The sequence below is a fragment of the Flavobacterium sp. ZB4R12 genome (assembly GCF_048276375.1).
Lineage (GTDB): Bacteria > Bacteroidota > Bacteroidia > Flavobacteriales > Flavobacteriaceae > Flavobacterium > Flavobacterium gawalongense.
In genome coordinates this window covers 80,003-105,124 of record NZ_JBLNKS010000009.1, presented here as the reverse complement: position 1 = coordinate 105,124, position 25,122 = coordinate 80,003, and the positions used below count along the sequence as shown (strand labels likewise).

The 25,122-nt window shown below is 33.3% G+C and carries 19 protein-coding genes; 7 read left to right on the top strand and 12 right to left on the bottom strand.

What is annotated here, in order from left to right:
• Positions 1–144: 144 nt before the first annotated feature.
• Entirely contained in the window at positions 145–1,461 is a 1,317-nt protein-coding gene (locus ACNO7W_RS08315) for a hydroxymethylglutaryl-CoA reductase, degradative (protein WP_417937752.1), read from the bottom strand.
• A gap of 270 nt (positions 1,462–1,731) precedes the next feature.
• Here ACNO7W_RS08315 and ACNO7W_RS08310 point away from each other — a divergent pair, with 270 nt between their 5' ends.
• The 4 genes from ACNO7W_RS08310 (at position 1,732) to ACNO7W_RS08295 (ending at position 7,879) form a co-directional block, all read left to right on the top strand.
• Positions 1,732–3,933, top strand: coding sequence for a S9 family peptidase (locus ACNO7W_RS08310; RefSeq protein ID WP_417937751.1), 2,202 nt, complete (start codon positions 1,732–1,734; stop codon positions 3,931–3,933).
• Positions 3,934–4,019: 86 nt separating this feature from the next.
• Positions 4,020–5,564 carry a peptide MFS transporter gene (locus ACNO7W_RS08305; protein ID WP_143386874.1) on the top strand — a complete coding sequence of 515 codons (1,545 nt, stop codon included), beginning with the start codon at positions 4,020–4,022 and terminating at the stop codon, positions 5,562–5,564.
• 3 nt (positions 5,565–5,567) lie between these two features.
• The gene (locus ACNO7W_RS08300) at positions 5,568–7,373 is read left to right on the top strand and encodes a peptide MFS transporter (RefSeq protein ID WP_417937750.1); all 1,806 of its coding nucleotides are present in this window, start codon (positions 5,568–5,570) and stop codon (positions 7,371–7,373) included.
• 44 nt (positions 7,374–7,417) lie between these two features.
• A complete protein-coding gene (locus ACNO7W_RS08295; protein ID WP_143386872.1) occupies positions 7,418–7,879 on the top strand; it encodes a thioredoxin family protein in 462 nt (153 codons plus the stop codon).
• 3 nt (positions 7,880–7,882) lie between these two features.
• On the opposite strand, the gene ACNO7W_RS08290 is transcribed toward ACNO7W_RS08295, so the two are convergent.
• From ACNO7W_RS08290 to surE, 5 genes are all read right to left on the bottom strand, one after another.
• Positions 7,883–9,934, bottom strand: coding sequence for a ComEC/Rec2 family competence protein (locus tag ACNO7W_RS08290; protein WP_417937749.1), 2,052 nt, complete (start codon positions 9,932–9,934; stop codon positions 7,883–7,885).
• Positions 9,935–10,016: 82 nt separating this feature from the next.
• A complete protein-coding gene (locus ACNO7W_RS08285) occupies positions 10,017–10,517 on the bottom strand; it encodes a C40 family peptidase (protein WP_417937748.1) in 501 nt (166 codons plus the stop codon).
• A 45-nt stretch (positions 10,518–10,562) separates the two neighbouring features.
• Complete coding sequence (gene lpxB / locus ACNO7W_RS08280) at positions 10,563–11,675, bottom strand: lipid-A-disaccharide synthase (protein ID WP_417937747.1); 1,113 nt, start codon at positions 11,673–11,675, stop codon at positions 10,563–10,565.
• 94 nt (positions 11,676–11,769) lie between these two features.
• Positions 11,770–12,042: a hypothetical protein gene (locus ACNO7W_RS08275; RefSeq protein ID WP_144064593.1), complete on the bottom strand. Its 273-nt coding sequence runs from the start codon at positions 12,040–12,042 to the stop codon at positions 11,770–11,772.
• Complete coding sequence (surE, locus tag ACNO7W_RS08270; protein WP_143386867.1) at positions 12,035–12,817, bottom strand: 5'/3'-nucleotidase SurE; 783 nt, start codon at positions 12,815–12,817, stop codon at positions 12,035–12,037. Before surE ends, ACNO7W_RS08275 begins: the two co-directional genes overlap by 8 nt.
• A 207-nt stretch (positions 12,818–13,024) precedes the next feature.
• Between surE and ACNO7W_RS08265 the strand changes: the two genes are divergently transcribed.
• Both ACNO7W_RS08265 and ACNO7W_RS08260 read left to right on the top strand, forming a co-directional pair.
• Entirely contained in the window at positions 13,025–15,292 is a 2,268-nt protein-coding gene (locus ACNO7W_RS08265) for a carboxy terminal-processing peptidase (protein ID WP_144064576.1), read from the top strand.
• Between the two features lie 137 nt (positions 15,293–15,429).
• Positions 15,430–16,287, top strand: coding sequence for a DNA/RNA non-specific endonuclease (locus ACNO7W_RS08260; RefSeq protein ID WP_417937746.1), 858 nt, complete (start codon positions 15,430–15,432; stop codon positions 16,285–16,287).
• A gap of 166 nt (positions 16,288–16,453) precedes the next feature.
• Here the strand turns inward: ACNO7W_RS08260 and rodA are convergent, their stop codons facing one another.
• The 6 genes from rodA to purH all read right to left on the bottom strand — a co-directional run bounded on the left by rodA (position 16,454) and on the right by purH (position 23,673).
• Positions 16,454–17,689, bottom strand: coding sequence for a rod shape-determining protein RodA (gene rodA, locus ACNO7W_RS08255; protein ID WP_143386864.1), 1,236 nt, complete (start codon positions 17,687–17,689; stop codon positions 16,454–16,456).
• A gap of 17 nt (positions 17,690–17,706) precedes the next feature.
• Positions 17,707–19,641, bottom strand: coding sequence for a penicillin-binding protein 2 (gene mrdA / locus ACNO7W_RS08250; protein WP_417937745.1), 1,935 nt, complete (start codon positions 19,639–19,641; stop codon positions 17,707–17,709).
• Entirely contained in the window at positions 19,638–20,144 is a 507-nt protein-coding gene (gene mreD, locus ACNO7W_RS08245) for a rod shape-determining protein MreD (protein ID WP_143386862.1), read from the bottom strand. The genes mrdA and mreD overlap by 4 nt, the downstream gene beginning before the upstream one ends.
• On the bottom strand, positions 20,137–20,961 hold the full coding sequence (gene mreC / locus ACNO7W_RS08240) for a rod shape-determining protein MreC (RefSeq protein ID WP_143386861.1): 825 nt from the start codon (positions 20,959–20,961) through the stop codon (positions 20,137–20,139). The genes mreD and mreC overlap by 8 nt, the downstream gene beginning before the upstream one ends.
• Positions 20,962–21,063: 102 nt before the next feature.
• On the bottom strand, positions 21,064–22,092 hold the full coding sequence (locus ACNO7W_RS08235) for a rod shape-determining protein (RefSeq protein ID WP_143386860.1): 1,029 nt from the start codon (positions 22,090–22,092) through the stop codon (positions 21,064–21,066).
• Between the two features lie 54 nt (positions 22,093–22,146).
• Positions 22,147–23,673 carry a bifunctional phosphoribosylaminoimidazolecarboxamide formyltransferase/IMP cyclohydrolase gene (gene purH / locus ACNO7W_RS08230; RefSeq protein WP_417937744.1) on the bottom strand — a complete coding sequence of 509 codons (1,527 nt, stop codon included), beginning with the start codon at positions 23,671–23,673 and terminating at the stop codon, positions 22,147–22,149.
• A 164-nt stretch (positions 23,674–23,837) separates the two neighbouring features.
• Between purH and ACNO7W_RS08225 the strand changes: the two genes are divergently transcribed.
• A complete protein-coding gene (locus ACNO7W_RS08225; protein WP_417937743.1) occupies positions 23,838–25,088 on the top strand; it encodes an ABC transporter permease in 1,251 nt (416 codons plus the stop codon).
• Positions 25,089–25,122: the final 34 nt, after the last annotated feature.

Here is a 25,122-nt window from a genome sequence, read left to right as displayed (position 1 = left end):
GAAGTGGAAATCCCTTTTTAAGGTTTTTACCGAAAAAATGATTACTTCACTATACTTTTATTTTAATTTGAGTTCAGTGAATTTCATTTGCAACGTATAGCGGGAATAGTTTCTCCCTTCGACTACGTTCCGGGTTACACTATATTATTTTCTTAAATTTTCAATAAAGTCAACAACTGCACTATGTGAAATAGTATTTTTCTTGAAATATTTATGTACCAAAATCCGTTCATCATCATTGGCTTCAAACTGATTGATGATATTGTTTAAATGCATTTTCATATGTCCTTCCTGAATTCCAGTAGTTGTCAAGGAGCGCAAAGCGGCAAAATTTTGTGCTAAACCTGCTACGGCAACGACTTGCATTAATTCTTTTGCGGATGGATTTTCAAGCATTTCTAATGATAATTTTACTAATGGATGCAAAGAAGTCAATCCGCCAACGGTGCCTAATGCCAAAGGAATTTCTAACCAAAAAGTAAAAATACCGTTCTCTATTTTGGCATGTGATAAGCTGGAATAGTGACCATTCCTTGAAGCATAGGCGTGAATGCCAGCTTCTACCGCACGAAAATCATTGCCTGTAGCCAGTACAACGGCATCGATTCCGTTCATAATTCCTTTGTTGTGTGTTACGGCGCGATACGGTTCCACTTCGGCAATCTGAACTGCTTGAACGAACCGTTCTGCAAATTCTTGCGGATTTGGAATGTGTTTTTCTTTTAATTCTTCAACAGGGCATGAAACCTCAGCTCTTACGAGACAATTAGGAACATAATTCGAGAGAATGCTCATTACTATTTGGATGTTTTTCTCTGTTACAGAGAATAATTCGTATACCAATGCTTCTTCTCTTAATGTTTTGGCAAATTGCTCTAAACACGAATTGATGAAATTTGCGCCCATGCTGTCTTTGGTTTCAAATGTTGCATGGAGCTGAAAGTAATTGGGCAATAAATTAGTTTTGTCTTTCAGGACAATATCGAGAATTCCACCGCCCCGTTTTTGCATGTTTTTTGTAATGGATTCTGTTTCTGAAAAAAACTTTGCTTTGGTTTGAATAAAGAATAATTCCAGTTTTGAAATGTCGCCCTTGTAAATAAAATGAACCTGGCCAATTTTTTCTGTATTGATAACAGTGGCTTTAAACCCACCTCGAGTGGACCAAAATTTAGCTGTTTTTGAGGCAGCGGCAACCACGGAACTTTCTTCAATAGCCATTGGAATGGCACTGTATTTGTCATTAATTAGAAAATTTGGAGCAACTCCAAGCGGAATGTAGAAGTTGGTTATCGTATTTTCTATGAATTCATCGTGTAATTTCTGTATTTTTTCATCTGTATTCCAATAGTTTTTAAGTAATGCTATTGCTTCAGAGGGATTTGAAAAGTATTCTTTGGCAATCCAATTTATTTTTTCTTCTTTGGATAATTTAGAAAATCCGGCTACGGCGTTATTCATTCTCAATAGATTATAGTATGTATACTGGCAAAGATACGCTTTTAGCCGTTTTGTTTACTATCATATTATCCTCAATAAATGGGTGTGTTTAATATTGTTTTTAACATTTAACACATCAAATGTGAAATTATTGTAAATTTTTCACTAAAATTGACGGTTTTTATATTTAAATCAATATCATGAAATAGCCATGATTAAAAATAACAATATCGAATGAAAATAACGCCTCATGGCGTATAACATATTTCCAAAATTTAATAGTATCTATATATGAATTCGAACAAAATTACAGCCTTACTTTTATTCTTGTGTTTTACTGTTTTTGGTCAACAAAAAATCACAATTGATGAAATCTTTAATGGTGCTTTTACTGCTAAAGGAATGGATGAATTACAGTCCATGGAAAATACCAATCAATACACTGTATTGAATTCTGACCAGACTTCAAGAAGTGCACAAATTGATTTGTATGATTTTGCAACGTTGAAAAAAATTGCGGTTTTAATCGATACAAAAGATCATAAGGAATTACCTGTGATTGATAGCTATACGTTTGACGCTTCTGAAAAAATGATTTTGTTAGCTTGTAATACCAATAAGATTTTCCGTCATTCTTTTACTGCAGATTATTATTTGTACAATATTGGAACGAAACAATTAACTAAGTTGTTCGATTTTCAGGTTCAGGAGCCTACCTTTTCTCCAGATGGGAAAAAGATAGTATACGCCAGAGAGAATAATCTTTATATATATGATTTGGCTTCAAACAAATCGACTCCTATTACTACTGACGGTAAGAAAAATAACATCATCAATGGAATTACAGATTGGGTTTATGAAGAAGAATTTGCTTTTGTAAGAGCATTCGACTGGAGTGCCGACAGTAAAAAAGTGGCCTATATTCGTTTTGACGAAAGTCAGGTTCCAGAATTTTCCATGTCTATGTTTGGAAAGGATTTATATCCTACAATTCAAACCTTCAAATATCCAAAAGCAGGTGAAAAGAATGCTGCAGTTTCTCTACATATTTATGATGCCAATACCAATGCAACTAAAAACATAAATCTGGGGAACTACAATGATTTTTACATTGCCCGAATGAAATGGACGAACGATGTCAATGTTTTATCTGCGCAGGTATTGAATCGTCATCAAGATAATTTAGATTTATTATTTATCGATGGAAATTCAGGGGCAACAAAAGTGGTGTTGAATGAAAAAGACAAAGCCTATGTAGATGTGACTGATAATTTGACTTTTTTGAAAGACAATAGTTTTATTTGGACTAGCGAGAAAGACGGTTTTAACCATATTTATGTGTATAACAAAATGGGGAAATTGAAAAATCAAGTGACCAAGGGCAAATGGGAAGTAACCAATTACAATGGTTTTGATGAGAAAACGAATACTGTTTTTTACCAATCAGTAGAGAATGGATCGATTAATAGAGATGTTTATAGAATAGGTCTTGACGGAAAAAACAAAGTGCGATTGTCTAAAAATGTAGGGACAAGTGCAGCTACTTTTAGTCCAAATTTTCAATACTATATTAACACGTTTTCAAGCGCATTGCAACCTACTACTTATACATTGAATGATGCTAAAACAGGAAAACAGGTAAAGGTTATCGAGAATAACGAAGCGTTAGCTTCAAAATTAAAAGCATATAACTTACCCGCTAAAGAATTCTTTGTTTTAAAAACGGAAAAAGGGAATGAACTAAATGCTTGGATCATGAAACCAAAAGATTTTGATGCTTCAAAAAAATATCCTGTTTTTATGGTTCAATATTCAGGACCTGGATCACAACAGGCAGTAAATCAATGGGGTAGTTCTAATGAGTATTGGTTTATGATGTTAGCGCAACAAGGATACATCGTAGCTTGTGTTGACGGACGTGGAACCGGTTATAAAGGTGCAGATTTTAAAAAATGCACTCAAAAAGAATTAGGAAAATATGAAGTGGAAGATCAAATTGATGCAGCTAAGGTCATTGGGAATTATGCATTTGTAGATAAAGCAAGAATTGGAATTTGGGGATGGAGTTTTGGAGGATTTATGGCTTCAAATTGTATTTTGAAAGGAAACGATGTTTTCAAAATGGCCATTGCTGTTGCTCCGGTAACGAATTGGAGATTTTACGATAGCATTTATACGGAAAGATACATGCAAACACCTCAGGAAAATCCAAGGGGTTATGATGAGAATTCACCAATAAACCACGTGGATAAACTGAAAGGAAAATTTCTTTTGATTCACGGTTCCGGAGATGATAATGTGCATGTGCAGAATTCGATGCAAATGATGGAAGCCTTGATTCAAGCCAATAAACAATTTGATTCGCAGATTTATCCCGATAAAGATCACAGTATTAGAGGTGGAAATACAAGAATTCAATTGTATACTAAAATGACGAATTTTATTAAAGAAAATTTAGGGGATAGCAATTCTCCAAGCAAAGAAACAATTTGATTCTCAAATCTATCAGAATAAAAACCAGAATTCAATTGTATGCTAAAATGACTAACTTTATCAAAGAAAATTTATAACACCACTTTATGACAAACGACTCATCGAATAAAAAAGATTTTTTCGGACATCCAAGGGCACTTTTTATATTATTTTTTACGGAAATGTGGGAACGCTTTTCGTTTTATGGAATGAAAGCGCTATTGATTTTCTATCTGACAAGATACCATCTTTTTTCTGATACCAGTGGGAATTTATTAATAGGAAGTTATGCAGCCCTGGTATATGCTGTGCCAGTTATAGGTGGTTTTATTGCAGACCGATATTTAGGTTTTAGAAAAGCGATAGTCTTTGGTGGAATAATGCTTGTTCTTGGTCATTTAGGAATGGCTTATGAAGGAAATGCCGCGACACAATCGGTTACAGGAGAGATTACAAGAGACGATGTAGCATTACAAATATTTTATTTTTCTTTATCATTAATAATTGTAGGAGTCGGTTTTCTTAAAGCTAATATTTCTTCATTAGTTGGTGAATTGTATCAAGTAGGGGATAAAAGAAGAGATTCTGGGTTCACATTATTTTATATGGGGATCAACTTAGGATCTTTTTTAGCTACTATAATTTGTGTTTGGCTTGGAGAAACTTACGGTTGGAGTTACGGATTTGGAGCAGCTGGTGTAGGAATGTTTTTTGGATTATTGACTTTTATCTCTGGAAGAAAATTGTTGATGGGAAAAGGAGAATCAAAAGTGCCGGAACTCTTGGAAAAAAAATCTTTTGGTTTTAAAAACGAATGGTTAATATACATAATTAGTGTTTCATCTGCTTTGATTTTTTGGCAAATGGTACAACGTCATGAAGTGGTTTCCTATTCTTTGATGATTGCTGGTGCTGTTTCGTTTGTTTATATCATCTATTACAGTATCACTCAATTAGATAAAAAAGCAAGAGAGCAATTAATAGCTTTAACGATTTTAATTGTTTTTACAGTTATTTTTTGGGCATTATTTGAACAAGCTTATACATCATTAAATTTATTCGCTGACAGAATTTTAGATAGAACTATCTTTGGATACACAATATCTGCGGGACAATTTCTAAGCTTCAACGCCTTATTTATTATCTTATTAGCCCCAGTTTTTGCTTGGCTATGGGTGCAGCTAGGCAAATTTAATCCAAATACAGCCGTAAAATTTTCAATGGCATTGTTGCTTGTAGGTTTAGGTTTTGGTTCTTTAGTTTTAGGGATTAATTTATCAGGATTAGGAAAAGTAGCTATGATTTGGTTAATCCTTACCTACTTTTTACATACTTGTGGGGAATTATGCCTGTCACCTGTTGGGCTTTCTGCCGTTACAAAGTTGTCTCCGGTAAAAATCGTTGGGTTCATGATGGGAGTTTGGTTTTTGGCAACAGCCAGTTCAGAATTTATTGCTTCAATTTTAGCTAATATCGCTTCTGTTGATACTTCAAATGGTACAGCACCTGATTTGAATTTAGCAAAACAGAGTTACTTAACACTTTTTGAATATCTATTTTATACTGGACTTGGTTTTGGAATTGTTCTTTTAGCACTTTCGCCAGTAATCAAAAAATTAATGCACGGAGTAGACAAAGAATTAAATAACTAATATATGAGTCAAAATACTACAGATCAATTTTTTAAAAGTACCGTTTTAGGACATCCAGCGGGATTATTCGTTTTATTTTTCACAGAGATGTGGGAGCGTTTCTCATTCTACGGAATGCGTTCCTTGTTGATATTGTTTTTAACAGCTTCTTTTACGGATGGAGGATGGGAATGGACTCGTGAAAATGCATCTGCTCTGTTTGGATCCTATGTAGGGCTTGTTTATTTGTCAACGATGTTGGGGGGCTATTTTGCCGATAAGGTAATTGGCTTTAGATGGGCTGTTGTTTTAGGAGCGTCATTAATGACATTAGGACATGCTTCGATGGCATTGGAAACTGAATTTTCTATTTATTCAGGGCTGATATTGTTGGTTTTTGGAAACGGATTTTTCAAACCCAACATGACTTCTATTGTATCTGAAATGTACAAAGACCGTCCTGAGAAGAAAGATGGTGCGTATACTTTATTTTATATGGGTGTAAACGCCGGTGCTTTTTTTGGAATTTTACTTTGTGGCTATTTAGGTGAAAAAGTAGGATGGAGTTATGGATTTGGTCTGGCCGGAATTTTTATGTTCTTTGGAATGCTACAGTTTTGGTTGTCCCAAAATATCTTTGGAGACATTGGTTTAAAACCAAGTGCAGCAAGTAAAGCTAAAGCAGAGGCTTTGGATACTGATAAAAGAAATCCATTTACGCCTTGGCAACTTGGAATTATTGCGCTATCATCAATTTTAGGATTGCTGTGGATTTTAAATGATCCTGCGTCAAAAATTTCGGGAGGTAAAATAAACATTTTTTCTTTTCTTGGTGAAAATGGAAACGCTATTGCTATAGTTTCAGCTTTGCTTTTATTCATTATTCTGTTAATTTACAGATTTACACAATATTCAAAAATCACTAAAGAAAAATTAATCGCGGTAACATTTTTCGCTTTTTTAACTATTTTCTTTTGGGCGATTTTTGAACAATCACCAAACAGTTTGACCATTTTTGCAAATGATTATACGGATCGGGTTCTGGTAGGTAATTGGAGCGTAGTGTTTTTAGTGGTTAATTCATTGATTACTATTTTGCCTTTAGCAATTATCACGTGGGTATTGTATTTGTTATTTAAACAAACTTTCAAATATTATGCAGTGGCAAATGTTATTTTGAGTGTAAGTTTTGTCATCATTTGGACAATTGCAATTTGGATGTTGGTTAAAGATTATTATACCGCTGGATATTTATCATTGTCAGATTCAACATTGGAGTCACTTAAAATTGACAAGGTGACAACTGCACTGACAGAGGTTCCTGCCACTTGGTTTTCTACATTAAACTCATTGTTTATTATTTCACTTGCACCTTTATTTTCAAAATGGTGGGAAAGTAAATACAATCCGTCTGCCAATTTAAAGTATGGTATCGGAATGGGATTATTAGCACTTGGGATGGCTTGTGTTGCTTTTGGCGCCAGTGGTATCGAGGCAGGTGCAAAAACAGCTTCAGTTAGTATGATTTGGCTTATTTTAGTGTATCTTTTTCATACTATGGCAGAATTGTGTATTTCACCAGTTGGGTTGTCTTATGTAAGCAAATTAGTTCCTGCAAGAATGATTGCATTTATGTTTGGAGTTTGGTATCTTGCAGTCGCAATTGGGATGAAAGGGGCAGGTATGTTTGGTGAAAATATTGATAAAATCGCAAACGAACACGGATTGAGTTATTTCTTTTGGATGTTAACAATAATTTCAATCGCGGTTGCTTTATTTTCTGTTTTGATGACTCCTGTCATTAAGAAATTAATGCATGGTGTTCGATAGGTTTAGGCACTTTTTTGATTAGATAAACACAAAAATATAAAAAAATGAAGAAGATAATCTTAACAGTATTTCTGTTTGTTGCTTCATATGCTGTTGAAGCGCAAGAATTAGTTTGGGAGACCAATGTCAATAAGGCAATGGAGATTTCTAAAAAAACTAAAAAGCCATTATTGCTGTTTTTTACCGGAAGTGATTGGTGTGGCTGGTGTATTAGATTGCAAAAAGAAGTGCTAAAAACACCAGAGTTTGCAAAATGGGCAAAAGAGAATGTAGTTCTGGTAGAATTAGATTATCCAAGAAGAACACCACAAACTCCTGAAATCAAAAAGCAAAACAACGAATTACAACAAGCTTTCGGAATTCAGGGATTTCCAACAATTTATTTTGCCAATGGTACTAATAAAGACGGAAAGGTGAATTTTGAAGGTTTAGGAAGTACGGGTTATGTTGCTGGTGGTCCAGCGGCTTGGCTAGCTGTGGCAGATGGATTTCTGAAAAAGAAATAATTCTCAGTTTAATTTATAGAATCCCTTTTCACCTGTTGCGTGAAAAGGGATTTTTTGTTTTTTACAAGTTGCTTTCCAATATTTCTGGATTGTTTTATAGTTCGACGCATCAGCGACAACCATTTTAGGGTGTACGGTTTGAAATAAACGGTCTAAATTTATTTTTGGAGATTGTGTGAGTAACAAAATATCGGGGTTCATATTCTTTGAATAAATTCCTGAGCTATCCAAAATAATAATTTTTTTTCCGTTGAAAAAAGCGGTATTTTCAATTCTTTTTTTAGTCTCCAAAGTGCTAAAATTACCAATTAAATAGGTCGTCAGGATATTGTTTTTTTGGGATGTTTTTAAAATACTGTCATTGGCAAATAAGGTAACTTTTCCGCCGTTTCGTTCCGTAATCATGGTGCTTTTTTTGGAATTGAAAACAACCCATTCTTTTTGGGTTTCAACATCTGAGCGGTTTTTTATGAATGAAATTTGTAAAATGATTATCGAAATTAAAACCAGTGCCAATTTGTTATAACTTGGTTTTTTAAACCAAATTATAGCTGTTGTGATTAATAAATAGAAACTAATTAAAAAATATAAATTGAATGGTATGTTTTGAATTATAAATTGTTCCAGTGAGGCAATTGAATTGATAATTTTATTTAAATAAAAAATACTCCACTCAAATGGTTTGGAAAGAAATAAAGGCACGTAACCAAATGCTGCTAATAGCATAACCACAACGCCTAATAGCATTACAATACTCAGTAATGGAATAATGATTAAATTAGTCACGAAGAATAAACCTGGAAATTGATGAAAATAATAAATGCTTAATGGCAAAGTGCCTATTTGTGCGACAAAGGAAACCGTGAGAATATCCCAAATGTATTTTGAAACTTTATTTTTTGGCAACCAGAGAGATGCCAAAAGTGGTTGTAACCAAATAATAAAAAACAGCGCCATATAGCTCAACTGAAATCCAACATCAAACAAAAAGGAAGGTTGGAAAAGTAAAATTAGTAAGATGGATACCAATAAGGTGTGATAAACATTTACACTTCTTCGTAAATGACTGCCAATAGCAACAAACGAAAACATAGCGACAGAGCGAACAACCGACGGCGCTAAACCAGCGATTAATCCAAATAATGACAATGATGCCAAAATGATTATCAGCTTGATAAAGGAACCTCGTTTGGTGTTGGGTAAAGGTTTGAGAAGGAAAGTTACAAAAAGCAATATGAATCCAATATGCAATCCCGAAACCGATAAAATATGCACTGCGCCGGCATATTGATAATCCCGAATAATCTCCGGAGAAATATCTTGTTGTTGCCCCATAATCAAAGCGACTGCTACATTTAATTCGGTTTTATTAAAGTCGCTTTTTTCTAAGTTATGAATAATTTTAGTCCTTAATTTGGAGGTGTAATACCAAATATTCTTTTCCATTTCAGAACTTACACTAATCTCGCTAGCATCTGCATACAGTTGTGCATAGATCTGTTTGTTCTCCAGATATTTGCTGTAGTCAAATTGGCTGGGGTTATTTGGTGGACTATTTTTATACAAAGTCCCTTTGATGCGTAGGAGAGTTCCAATTTCGAACTGACGATTCAAACTGTCTTTTCGGATATTAAGGATTATTCTTCCCGAACTTTCAGTTTGGTCAATGCGGTTTACAATAGCAACGTAACGATCATTAAAAGTAGAATTTTTTAGTTTTTCCCGCAGCGTGACTGATACCAAATGAGGCTTCTCGAAAATAGAACCATAATGGATATAATTGCTTTTTTGAAAATAATCAGTATGAACAATTAGAGTTGTAGCTCCAATAAAAAAAGAGAGGATGTAAGTAGAAATACCAAAATAAACTTTGTCATTGAGCTTTTTTTTAGATAAAAAATAACTAATACTAAAAAAGAGGATAGAAATAAAAAGTAGGGCAAATACTAATTTAGGATTTGGTTTTAGGGAATAAGGGAGTAGAATTCCTAGAACAAATCCAAATGTTATTCTCGCTAAAGGAAATTGCAGCACTTTCATATATCTAAAGTACAATTTTTTTAGTAAGAAATGGTGTTGTGTTTTCTATAAAGGAATTATTGCATTTTAATTTTATTTAAATCAGGAAACATTACGATTATCTAAGAATTCTATTTATCTGTACAAAGGAATTTTGATAATAAGACTCTTTTGTAGAGGAAATTATTACACCTTTAGACGTAGAAGAATGTATGAATTTCACATCGTCATCAGAAACTTCTATTACCATTCCTACGTGATTAATCTGTGATTTTCGATTGGTTTTAAAAAATATTAAATCTCCTTTTTTGATGTTGTCTCGTTCTCGATCAATGATTAACCCCAATTTTGATTGTTCGAAAGAGGATCGTGGGAGTTGAATGTTAGAAGAATTAAAAACAGAATAGATTAATCCTGAACAGTCAAAACCTGCTTTTGTAGTGCCTCCAGTTCTATATTTTACACCAATATTATCAGAAGCCGAATGAATTAATTGGTTTATCAAATGCTTTGTTCTGTCAGTATCTACTTCTGTTTTTTTTGAAGGAATAATTACTGAAGTTGATTTACAGGCCGTAAAAAAAGTAAGAATCAATAAAAGGTAAAGCAGGTGTTTCAAAAGATTTATTTTTTATGGATTTTACAGATTTTAAAAGAATTGGAATCATTGTAAATCAGCCACAATCAATTTTGCCGTTTTTTCGCTGGCACCAATTCCGCCAAGTTTTGCTTCTAGAACGTTATATTTCCCTAAAAGTTGTTTGCGATGATTGGATTCCAGAATTTTTTTCAATTCTTCCCGAATACGTTTCGTTGTGCAATCTTCCTGAATTAATTCGGTTACCACTTCTTCATCCATAATCAAATTCACTAACGAAATATATTTTAACGTAATAATTCGTTTTGCAATTTGGTAAGAAGCCCAGCTGCCTTTATAACATACGACTTCCGGAACTTTAAAAAGGGCTGTTTCCAGCGTTGCCGTTCCTGAAGTAACTAATGCGGCAGTCGCATTTCGCAATAAATCATACGTTTTATTGGATATGAATTTTATATTTTCATTCGATATAAAATTCTCATAAAATGAATATTCCTGACTTGGAGCACCTGCAATGACAAATTGATATTCCGGAAAATCATCAACAACACTCAACATCACCGATAGCATTTTTGTGATTTCTTGTTTACGACTACCAGGCAGAACGGCAATAATGGGTTTTTCGTCTAATTTATTTTCTTTTTTAAAAACGGACGGGTCAATTGGTGTTTGGTTTTGAATCGCGTCAATCAATGGATGACCTACAAATTCAACAGGAAAATGATGTTTATCTTCGTAAAATTTTTTCTCGAAAGGTAAAATCACATACATTTTGTCTATATCCCGTTTGATTTCTGTAATTCGGCTTTCTTTCCACGCCCAAATTTGGGGTGAAATATAGTAATGAGTTTTGAAACCCAATTCTTTTGCCCATTTTGCAATTCGTAAATTAAAACCAGGATAATCGATGAATATTAGTACATCTGGTCGAAATTTTATAATATCCTTTTTACATATTTTGATGTTGTTCAAAATCGTTTTCAAATTGAAAATTACTTCAATAAATCCCATGAAAGCCAGCTCGCGATAATGTTTTACCAAAGTCCCGCCAGCATTTTGCATCAAATCACCACCCCAAAACCGAATATCAGCATTAGGATCTTCCTTATAAAGCGCTTTCATCAAATTCGAGCCATGTAAATCGCCCGAAGCTTCTCCAGCTATAATGTAGTATTTCATGTTTTTATGTTTAGAGATTTTCTATTATTCGTGCCAAATCCAGAACTTTTATTGTCAATTTTTTATGTTTAACAAAGGTATGAATATTGTGTTTTTAAATAAATATAGAGACAAGAGTCATGACAATTACCGCTAAAATCACGCCACGCGCCATGAGTTCCTTATTTAGTTTGAGTAAAATGCCAAAAGCTACCAAGTCAAGAATGCATCCAAGTGTGATTATTTTACCAAGTTTACCCTCTGATTTCATGGCATACATCCCATTGATAAAGTCAAAATCAGTAAAAAAAGTTATAAAAAGGTAGCTACCCAGTATTGAAGCCAAAATTCCGATTATGAATCCAGTTAACAAATCTATTTTATTCATTCCAATTCCATGTGTTAAGTTGTTGTGTCGCATGATGGGCAGTCAAATCAAATTGTACTGGAACTACTGAAATATATCCGTTTTTCAATGCCCATTCATCAGTGTCTTCACCATTGTCTTGGTTCACAAATTCTCCGGTAAGCCAATAATAATCTCTGCCTTGCGGGGTTTTACGTTTGTCAAATTTTTCCACCCAAATCGCTTTAGCCTGACGGCAAATTTTGATTCCTTGGATGTCTTTTTCTTTCAATTTTGGAAAATTTACATTCAAAACGACTCCTTCGGGCAGTTTATTTTCAAGTACTTCCAATGTTATTTTTCGAATAAATGACTTTATGTCTTCAAAATTTGCATTCCAATCATAATCTAATAAGGAGAATCCAATCGCTTGAATTCCTTCTATACCAGCTTCAACGGCAGCACTCATGGTACCGGAGTAGATTACATTTATAGAAGAATTTGAACCATGATTGACGCCAGAGACACACAAATCGGGTTTTCTTTTCAAAATTTCGCTTACTGCAAATTTTACACAATCCACAGGAGTTCCAGAACAACTGTATTCTGTAATAGTATCGTTTTCTTTTGAAATTTTATTTAGATATAGCGTGTCGTTTATAGTAATGCCATGTCCCGTTGCACTTTGCGGTGCGTCGGGAGCTACAACAATGACTTCTCCTATTTCAGCCATAACACTTATTAATGCCCTTAGTCCTGGAGCTGAAATTCCATCGTCATTTGTAACTAATATTAAAGGTTTGGAGTGTTTTGTCATTTTGTGTTTTCAAGAAAGGATTTCTAATTAAATATAAATAGCAAATGTAGTTACACAAAACCGTATTTTATAAACAAAGAAAATAAAATTTATCAACTTGGAATATTTAACTCATTTCAAAAAAAACAATTTTATATCTTTAACAAAAAATTATGCAGCCCTTGTTATAGTTGGCATAGTTTTTACCGTAATTTAGATTAAAAATTGATGAATACTATTATTGACTTTATGAAAAGAAATTATAAAATACTTCTTGTTGTTGTATGTCTTTCGGCAACACTATTTGCGTTTAAGATTAATGCAACAAAAGAAACCGACCCCGAAAAAGATAAGTTACTGTTAGAACTATTAACGTTTGTGATTCAGAAAGGACATTATAATCCTGCAAATATAGACGATGCATTTTCAAAAGGAATTTATAAAGATTATATTCAAGCTTTAGATCCTTCTAAACGTTTTTTTCTGCAGTCAGATATCGATGAATTTTCAAAATTTGAAACTCAATTAGACGATCAATTGTTGAACAAAGATTTGACATTTTTTAATCTTACCTATGATCGTTTGATGAAGAGAATGGAGGAGAGCAAAAATATTTATAAAGCTGTTTTGAGTCAGCCTTTTGATTATAATGCGGATGAAAATTTTAATACGGACTATGAAAAAGCACCTTATCCAAAAGATGTTAAAGAACTTACTGATAAATGGCGCAAACAAATCAAATTGTCAACGCTTTCGTCTTTAACCGATCGTTTAAAACTTCAAGAAAATAAGAACAAAGTTGTGGATAAGACTAAAGATGTTCAATCTCAGTCGAGTGAAGGGGGAAAGTTGTATGAAGATCCATTGGCAAAACCTGATACGGATAAATCGGTTGACAATGGTAAGCTTAAAACTTTCGAAGAATTAGAAAAAGAAACTAGAGAAAGTGCTTTAAAATCATTAGATGAATATTTTGGGTTTATGCAAGATTTAGACAGGAATGATTGGTTTTCCGTATACATCAATTCTATTACAGCACGTTTTGATCCACATACTAATTATTTTGCACCGGAAGAAAAAGAACGTTTTGATGTAAGTATCAGCGGAAAACTAGAAGGAATTGGAGCTCGTCTTCAAAAGAAAAATGATTTTACTGAAATTTCTGAACTTATTTCCGGTGGGCCGGCTTGGAGAGGAAAACAACTTGAAGCAGGAGATTTGATAATGAAAGTTGCTCAAGGAAATGGAGAATCTGTAGATGTTGTAGGGATGCGTCTTGATGATGTTGTTAAGAAAATTAAAGGACCAAAAGGGACTGAAGTTCGTCTTACAGTAAAAAAAATGGATGGAACAATTAAAATTATTTCTATAATCAGAGACATTGTAGAGATTGAAGAAACGTATGCTAAGTCAAGTATCGTTAACAAAAATGGATTGAAATATGGTGTTATTTACTTGCCAAAATTCTACATTGATTTTGAAAATAAAGATGGTAGAGATGCAGGAAAAGATATTGCTAAGGAAGTAGAGCGTTTGAAAAATGCAGGAGTAAATGGGATTGTATTAGATGTTCGTGATGATGGTGGAGGTTCATTGTCAACAGTTGTGGACATTGCAGGGCTGTTTATTGAGCAAGGACCAATTGTACAAATCAAGTCAGCCGGCAGAAAGAAAGAAGTGTTATTTGACAGAGATAAAAAAATTGAATGGGACGGTCCATTAGTAATCATGGTTAATAGTTTTTCAGCTTCCGCTTCAGAAATTTTGGCAGCTGCAATCCAAGATTATAAAAGAGGAATTATCATTGGCAGCAAACAAACGTATGGTAAAGGAACGGTACAAAATGTGATTGATTTGAATCAGTTTGTACGTAATAGTGCTGTAGGAGATTTAGGAGCCATAAAAACAACTACACAAAAATTCTACAGAATCAACGGTGGTTCTACACAACTTGAAGGGGTTAGTAGTGATATTGTTATGCCAGATAGATATGCCTATTTAAAAATGGGTGAACGTGATGTAGACAATGCAATGCCTTGGGATAAAATTGATCCGGCTGAATATACTGTTTGGAATAAAAATGCAAATTTTAATCAGGCTATTGTAAACAGTAAAAAAAGAATTTTGCAAAGCACGCAATTTCAATTGATTGAAGAAAATGCAAAATGGATTGATAGCAGAAGTGAAGATAATACCTATAGCTTGAATATTGATAAATTCAAGACAACCCAAAATGAAATTGAAGAAAAAGCTAAAAAATATAAGCCGCTTTCAGATTATAAAAATACACTTAAATTTATTTCACTGCCATATGAAGTTGATGAGGCTAATAAAGATGTAGCTTTAAAAGAAAAAAGAGACAGATGGCATGAAGCTTTGTCAAAAGATATTTATGTGGAAGAAGCATTAAATGTATTAGATGATTTACAATCAAAAACTGTTTTGAAAAAGAGTATTCCTGCTAAATTGAAAAAAGAAAAATTAGCTAAATCGTAAATGTTTTCTTAATGAATGACATATGTGAAATTGACTACTATTGCGCTCCAGAAATTCTTTTTTGAATTCCTGGAGCGTTTTTAGTTTATTGTGTTTTTGATGTAAATGAATAATAATAATCTAAAAATTAATTAGAAATGAAAAACAGTCAGTTGTTGAATTCAGTTGTTATTCTATTTTGTTTATTGCTTTTTTCTTCCTGTAAAAAGAATACGGATGCCATTAATTCTATAGGTGACAGGATTAATCAATATAGTTTAGAAGGAAATCAAATCTATTCCGATAATGTAAAAAGTTATTCCGAAGACATAACAACAACATTTAATTTTTTACCGTCTTCTACAACCAATCAAATCGTAAAACACGAGTATTACACATTGTCGTATAATGAAAAATATGAACAAGCAGAATGGGTTGCATACGAACTGAAGAAAAATTATTTGAAAAATAATAGTTTTAAGAGGCCTTTTTTTATTGAAGATCCAAAAGTGAAAACGGGTTCTGCTGATTGGAGGAATTATAAAAATTCAGGATATGACAAAGGACATCTTTGTCCTGCAGGCGATATGGAGTTTGCTGTCGATGCTTATAATGATACTTTTTTTACTTCCAATATTTCTCCTCAATTGCATGACTTTAATAGTGGCGTTTGGAATAGATTAGAACAAAAAATTCGCTATTGGGCAACTAAGTATGATGGGATTTATGTAGTTACCGGAGGTGTTTTAGAATCCTCACTCAAAACAATAGGGAAAGAAAAGGTTTCAGTCCCTGAATTTTTTTATAAAGTTTTATTGGATAACTCCGGAGGAAATTTTAAAATGATAGCTTTTCTGGTTCCCAATTCGGAAAGTAATAGACCATTGTACAGTTTTGTGGTTTCAGTTGATCGTATCGAAAAGATGACAGGAATCGATTTCTTTCCTAAATTGAATGACAAAACAGAAAATCAATTGGAAAAAAGTAGTGATTATAAAAACTGGAGTTTTAATTAGCCCTGATAGCAATGGAAAGCTTTTGAAGGCTCGTTTATTAGTTTTTCTATTTTGTCAAAGCGACCAACGGAAGCTCTTGACAAAATAATTAAAACTTTAACGAGGCGAAAAACTTGAAATGAATAGCAGGATTAAGCTCCAAATTCTCGAATGAATTTCACTTCATTTACCATTCGTTAACTTTATTGGCATCCATTTTTATAAATATAAAAAGTAAGATTGTAAAACCCCAAAGACCAGATCCTCCATAAGAAAAGAAAGGCAACGGTACTCCAATCGTTGGAAATATACCTGCTACCATTGCGATATTCACAAAGAAATGAATGAATAAAATTCCCGCAACACAATAACCATATACTCGGCTAAATTTTGTTTTTTGTCTTTCGGCGAGGTATATTATTCTTAAAAATAAGCCCACAAAAAGAGTAATAACAACCAATGAGCCTACGAAGCCCCATTCTTCGCCTACTGTAGTAAATATATAATCGGTATGTTGTTCTGGTACAAAACCTCCTTTGGTTTGTGTGCCTTCGAGAAATCCTTTTCCGAGCCAGCCTCCTGAACCAATCGCTATTTCGGATTGGTTTGTATTATAGCCAATCCCTTTCAAGTCTACGGTTTTCCCTAATAAAATATTAAAACGGTCTCGATGGTGCTGTTTGAAAATATTTTCAAAAACATAATTTACTGACAAAACAAATCCTGACATTAAAGCGAAGAGAATACCACTTAATAGAATATTTCTATCCGATAATCTTGATTTGAAATGGACAATAATTAGTGTCGTTAATGCGATTAATATTACATATTGGGGCTCTAATATTAAAGTTAATACAAATAATAGAATTGTTATGAAGCCTGTCCAAACATACCATGAAGGAAGGCCTTCGCGATATAGAACGATAATAAATACACTATAAATTAAAGCGCTTCCCGGATCGGGTTGAGGCAATATAAGGAGCACAGGTAAAAAGACAATAGCTAAAGCCTGTATTTGACGATTAACTTCCTTTAAATTAATTTGTGTGTCGCTTAAATATTTGGCTAATGCCAATGCGGTAGCAGCTTTTGCAAATTCGGAAGGTTGAATTGTAAAACTTCCAAAACCATACCAACAACGTTGCCCCGCTATTGTTTTTCCAAAGACAAATAAACCAGCGAGTGTTAATAATGAAATACCAAAAATGATACTCGCATATTTTTCGTAAAATTTCCCATCGACAGAAAGTACAATGAATATTAATGGGATGGTTAATGCAATAAATATAAGCTGCTTTTCTGAAGTACCGTCCATAGAGGCTAAGGAGGAGGAGTAAATGTTTAACCAACCCATTAGTACTAATGCACTATAGATAATGATGCATATCCAGTCTATATTGTTTGTTACGCTTTGGTTTTTCATTTGGAATGAATCGCTTATTAATTTTCTTTAGTGGAATCTATTTTTATTTTTGGAATCACTGTTTTGCTTTTCAGAATAGAATCATTCTTTCTTAATTCTAATTTTATGTCTTCAGAAAGACCGCCTAATTTGGCATACTGAGCTTGTAAACTGGTATTAAGTATTCGGGTTTCTAAATCCGTTCTTGTAATTTTTTTTCTAAGGTATTTTTCAATCATTAAACTGGCAATGGGACCTGCTATAGTCGCTCCAAATCCTCCATTTTCAACTAAAATGGCTATTGCGATTTTTGGGTTATCTTTTGGTGCAAATGCTACAAAGATAGAATGGTCTTTTAGCTGGACTCTTTTACCATCTATTTTTGCAAAATTTTCTGCCGTTCCTGTTTTACCACAAATATCGATCCCTTCAACTCTTAAACCTGCAGCTGTTCCTAAATTATACACGTCAAACAAACCACTTATCATAGGTTTAAAATATTTTTTATCTATGGTCGTAACGTGTTTAGTTGTGAATTTAGTGTCTATTTTTTTACCTTCAATCTTCTTGATGATATGAGGTGTGTAGTAATAACCTTCATTGGCTACAGCCGCCATCATATTAGCCAGCTGAATAGGTGTCATCAATACTTCCCCTTGTCCTATTGCATTTGATATAATTGTTTTCCCACTCCAACCCCAATCAGGATACATTTTTTTATAGGTTTTTGAAGTAGGTGCTTTTCCTTTTTTTCCTGTTGGCAAATCATAACCCATAAATTGTCCGAGTCCAAAACTTTTTATATGATTACTCCATACATCCACGGCATAAGGTGAACTTTTATATTTTCCAATGGTGCGTAAATAAACATTCGAAAAATAAGCATTACAAGATTTATAAATCCCAACATGAAGATCTCTTGACCCACCTCCACAGTGACATCGTTGAAATCGACCAGGAGCATAAGCAAAACCGTGGTTACACATAAAAGTGGTCTGCTCATTTACGACTCCTTCTTGAAGTGCAACAAGTCCAGTCAGGATTTTAAATGGAGATCCTGGAGGATACTCGGCTAATAAACCTCTGTCATAAAGTGGTTTAGCAATGGAGTCGTGGTATAATTTTGTGTAGTTTTTAGATCTTTGTCTCCCTACCAATATTGATGGGTCATAAGACGGTGCAGTAACAAGAGCGAGTATTTCTCCGGTTTTTGGCTCAATTGCAACAATTCCACCTCTTTTATTAATCATTAATTCTTCGCCATATTTCTGAAGTTCAGCGTCAATAGTCAGGTTTATGTCTTCACCTTGTACGGCTATAGTATCATATCTTCCTTCTTTAAAGGAACCAATTTCTCTGTTGTATTTGTCTTTTTGAATGTATTTTACGCCTTTTATTCCTCGTAAGATATCTTCATAACTCTCCTCAACTCCTTGTCTTCCAATTAAATCTCCACTGTTGTAATAAGGATTTTTAGCAACTAATTTTTCGTTGACTTGAGTGATAAACCCAAAAATATTGGCGCCACTATCTACTTCATAATCACGAAGAGAACGTTTTTGGAAATAAAATCCTTCAAATTTTCTAATTTTTTCCTGAAATGCGGCAAATTCACTTTTGTTTAATTGAGGTAAAAAAACCGATGGTAATCTTGGGCTATAGATTTTAGCCTTTTCTATTTTTTTAATAAAATCCTCTTTTGTAATATTCAATAATTGACAAAATTCTAAAGTGTCCGTGTTCTTTAGTTCTCTGGGAATAACCATGATGTCATAAGAAGCCTGATTGGCCACTAATAATTTGCCATTTCGATCATAAATATAACCTCTTTCAGGATAATCATATTTTATTTTTATTGCATTATTGTCTGATTTTAGTTTGAACGAATCATCTATGACTTGCAAATAGAATATCCGTATCACTAGCAAAGATGCTGCAACAATGATTAAGGAAGGCAGCAATAATTTTCTCATCTTTTGTTTGGCTTAATAAGATATATTATTATGATGCAAATTAGTATTGTAAATACGGAACTCAATAACGTTCGCAGTAAAATGTCAAAGAAAAAGCTCAATTGAAATGCTTCTAACAGGAACAAAGTAAAAAGATGAATTACAACCGAAAGCAAAATAAAAGAGAATCGCTCCGGAGTTAACACATCATTTAGTTTAATAGTTTGATACTCGTAGCTCAAGCCAAATGAAAATTTAAAAATATAGGGCCTGAAATAAGCGAGTACTAAACAAGCTGTAGCATGTATACCCCCTGAATTAGAAAACATATCCATTATAAGACCAAGTAAGAAACTGGCTATTAATAACCCGGATTTATTACCGTTTACGGGATATAGTATTATAAAAAGCAAATATGGGAATGGACTTATATAGCCCAAAAAATTCATATTATTGAAAATAATAATTTGGACTGCCAATAACAGAACGAAACGAAAAATATTGACTAACAAAGTGCTATTCATCTTTTTCTTTTTTTTCTAAATTAATAAGTTCTTCTCGATCTTTACTTTTTATAATATAAACATGTCCTAGGTTTGTCATATCATTGAAAAGTTTTATGTCCAATGTATAGTAATTGGTTTGATTGTCAGTATAAATTTTACTTATAGTTCCGATGTTGATATTCTCAGGAAATATTACTGATTGACCCCCTGTTACAATGGTATCCCCTTTTCTAATAGCTGCTAATCTTGGAACATCTATCAATTGAACAAAACCTGTGCTTTTTCCATTCCAAATCAAAGATCCAAAGTGATTTGATTTTTTAATCTTTGCGTTAATTTGAGATTTTTTATTTAAAATACTAATCACAGTTGAATAGTGCGGAGAAGTATTGTCTATAATCCCTACAATTCCCAAACTATTGATGACACCCATGTCTGTTTTTACGCCCTGCAATTCTCCAGAATTTAATGTTAAATAATTTTCGTGAACATTATACGAATTATGGATCACTTTTGAAACGATGATGTCTTTAGCTTTTACACCTTTCAGACTATCCAATTTTGGTACCGCAGTTGTGTCTTTACGATTAAAGAGTTGGCTTTTTAATGCTGCATTTTCAAGTGCCAGTGCATCGTTTTGAGTCTTTAAATTCAAATACTCATTTACAGAATTAATTTTTTCATAAACTCCGCCAGTTAAAAAGTTAGCGGAACTAATTATTTTACTTCTATGAAAAGAATGAGATTGAATAGTGAGCAGGAGTGAAATGCCCAAAAGCAGCAAAAACAGTAATCTATTACTGTTTTTAAATATAAAATTGAATATTTGCTGCATGTACTATTGGTTATTTTGTTTCAGGTTTTATCTTAAATTTCTACTTGCAAAACTATAACAGGGTATAGTTTGTAAAGCGTTATTTAAATTGTCAATAAGACCTTATTTTATCAAGATACTTTTAAATTTTGTAATGTTTTTTAGTGCCATACCAGTTCCTCGAACTACTGCTCTTAACGGATCTTCAGCAATATAAACAGGTAAATCTGTTTTTTGTGAAATTCTTTTATCAAGACCTCTTAACATAGATCCGCCACCTGCAAGATAAATACCTGTATTGTAAATATCAGCTGCTAATTCTGGAGGTGTTTGAGATAGGGTTTCCATTACAGCATCTTCAATTCTTTGAATTGATTTGTCTAATGCTTTTGCTATTTCACGGTAGGAAACTTCTACTTGTTTTGGTTTTCCGGTAAGTAAATCTCTTCCTTGGACTGACATGTCTTCTGGAGGAGTTTCTAAATCTTCAATGGCTGCTCCAATTTGGATTTTTATTTTCTCAGCCGTACTTTCTCCAACAAAAAGATTGTGTTGGGTACGCATGTAATATACGATGTCATTTGTAAATACATCCCCGGCAATTTTTACCGATTTGTCACATACAATTCCGCCTAATGCGATTACAGCAATTTCAGTTGTTCCACCACCGATATCTACTATCATGTTTCCTTTAGGTTGCATAATGTCGATTCCAATACCAATAGCTGCTGCCATAGGCTCGTGTATCAAATAGACTTCCTTGCCGTTTACTCTTTCGCAAGATTCTTTAACTGCTCTCATTTCAACTTCAGTAATACCTGAAGGAATACAAACAACCATTCTTAATGCGGGAGTAAACATTCTTTTCTTCAATGCCGGGATGCTTTTTATGAATAAGCTTATCATTTTTTCGGAAGCATCAAAATCAGCAATTACGCCATCTTTCAAAGGCCTTATTGTCTTAATGTTTTCATGTGTTTTACCCTGCATCATACTTGCTTCTTTTCCTACAGCAATGATTTTGCCTGATACTCTATCACGGGCAACTATTGAAGGGCTGTCAATTACTACTTTATCATTATGTATGATTAAAGTGTTAGCGGTACCAAGATCTATCGCGATATCCTCGGTCATGAAATCAAAAAATCCCATAAGTTTTTTAGGGGTTAAAAAGTTATAAATTTGAGACCCGCAAAGTTAAACAAATTAATGTTTAAAATGGCGCGTTCCTGTAAATACCATTGCAACTTTATTTTCATTACAATAATTGATGCTTAATTCGTCTTTTATTGATCCTCCAGGCTGAATTACAGCTGTTATCCCTGCTTCTTTTGCAATAGCCACACAATCTGGGAAAGGAAAAAAAGCATCACTTGCCATCACGGCTCCATGTAAGTCAAAATGAAAATTAGTTGCTTTTTCTATGGCTTGTAATAAGGCATCAACTCTTGATGTTTGTCCTGTACCTGAAGCAATAAGTGTACCATTTTTTGCAAAAACAATCGTATTTGATTTTGTGTTTTTGCAAATTTTAGAAGCAAATAATAAATCTTGGACTTCTTGTTCTGTAGGAGCTGTTATTGTAACGGTTCTTAAGTCCTCTTTATTGTCTGTGATGTTGTTTCTTTCTTGAACTAAAATTCCGTTCAAGCAAGTACGTACTTGCTTTTGTGGTAAAGCTACTTCATTTTGAACTAATAGAATTCTATTTTTTTTCTCTTGTAAAATGGCGGTAGCTTCTGTATCATATTCTGGTGCAATGACCACTTCGCAAAATAATTTGTTTATTTCTGTGGCAGTTGCTACATCAATTTTTGTATTGGAAATCAAAACACCTCCAAAAGCCGAAGTTGGATCGCAAGCTAATGCAGCTAAATATGCTTCGCTAATGTTTTTTCTTGTAGCAAGACCACAAGCATTATTGTGTTTTAATATGGCAAAAGTAGGGCCGTCATTTTTAAATTCATTAATTAAATTTACAGCAGCATCTACATCTAATAAATTGTTGTACGATAATTCTTTTCCGTGAACTTTTTTGAACATTGCATCAAAATCACCAAAGAAAAATCCTTTTTGATGCGGGTTTTCACCGTATCTCAAGACTTGACCGTTAGCGATACTTTGTTTGTAAATTGTTTCATCGGTATTGAAATAATTGAAAATTGCCGTATCGTAATGTGATGAAACATGAAATGCTTTTGTAGCCAATAATTTTCTGTCTGAAAGAGTAGTAGCTCCATTTTGATCAGTAATCAAATCTAAAAGTAAACTGTATTCATCAACAGAAGCCACTATCACGGTGTCTTTAAAGTTTTTCGCGGCAGCACGAATCAAAGAAATTCCACCAATATCTATCTTTTCAATAATATCTGATTCAATTGCTCCTGAAGCAACAGTTTTTTCGAACGGGTACAAATCAACAATCACTAAATCAATTTGCGGGATATTGAACTCTTGCATCTGTTGTACATCGCTATCATTGTCCTGACGGTTTAAGATTCCTCCAAAAACTTTTGGATGTAATGTTTTAACTCTACCACCAAGAATTGAAGGATAAGAAGTTACATCTTCAACAGGAACAACAGGGATTCCTAAGTTTTTAATAAAATCCTCGGTTCCTCCGGTAGAATAAAGTGTAACATTTTGCTCATGTAGTTTTCTTACAATTGGTTCAAGACCTTCTTTTGAAAATACCGAAATTAATGCAGATTGAATTGTTTTTGTTGTGTTCATTGTGTAGTTATAATTATAAAGTGCAAAAATAGTTTTTTTTTGATTATAAAATTCAATGAATTTGTGTAACATTATCTTAAAAAAATATACCAATTGATAGGTGGGGTTTTATTAGGTTTATGAAAAATATATTTAGAATTTTACCTTAACGCAAAAAAGATTTTATGTTAGTCTATCTTCGATTATTAAAAGAAAGTTTCGGTTTCGCAATGAATGCTTTGCGGAACAATAAATTAAGAACTTTGCTTTCTTTATTAGGTGTAACTATTGGTATATTTTCAATAATAGCGGTGCTTGCAGCCGTAGATTCTTTAGATAGAAAAATTACCAAAGATTTAAGTAGTCTTGATAAAAACACTATTTATTTAATGAAATTTTCTTTTGGTCCTTCGGATATTCCGCAATGGAAAAGAGAACAGTTCCCAAATGTAAAGTATGATGAGTACGCCTATATGAAAGGGGTAATGACTAATACTGCCCAAATGGGATATCAAATATTTACTCGAAGGGAATCTATTAAATATGATTCAAAAACGGTAAGCGATGTTAATATTGTTCCGGTTTCCCATGAGTTTATAGATATTCAAGGCCTGGAATTTGATAAAGGAAGGTTTTATAATGAGTCTGAAGCCAATTCTGGTTCTACAGTTGTTGTTTTAGGAAATGAAATTGCAAAATCATTATTTGATGCATCTGAACCATTGGGAAAAAATGTTCGTTTATACGGTAAGCGTTTCACTGTAATTGGTGTTTTGAAGAAACAAGGAGCGGGATTGTTTGGGGATAGTGATGATACTTCCGCTTTTATTCCGGTAAATTTTGTTCGTCAACTATATGGTGATAATAATACTTCATTGACAAACGTAATCGTTTTTAAGCCAGAGAGCGGCATTGATATGGAAGCTTATAAAAGCGAAATATCTCAAAAATTGAGAAGTTATAGAGGTTTGAAAGCAGGAGAAATCGACAATTTTTTTATAAATGTATTTTCAGGTTTTACAGATTTTATTGATGGTATTTTAGGACAAATGAATGTTGTAGGTTGGATTATCAGTGGGTTTTCTCTACTTGTAGGAGGGTTTGGGATTGCCAACATCATGTTTGTTTCAGTAAAAGAGCGCACAAATTTAATAGGAATTCAGAAATCATTGGGTGCGAAAAATAGATTTATATTGTTTCAGTTTTTATTTGAAGCAATTATATTATCTGTAATTGGGGGAATAATTGGACTTTTATTAGTTTGGATAATTTCGGTGGTTTTAACAAAAGTATTAGATTTTGAATTTGTTTTGGGTATGGGGAATATTCTCTTGGGAACTGGACTGGCTGCTTTGATTGGTTTGATTTCAGGTATCTTGCCTGCAATTGCGGCTTCAAAACTAGATCCTGTAGAAGCGATTAGAACTGGGATGTAAGGTTTTAAATTCATTTAATCATTTCGAAAAAGAA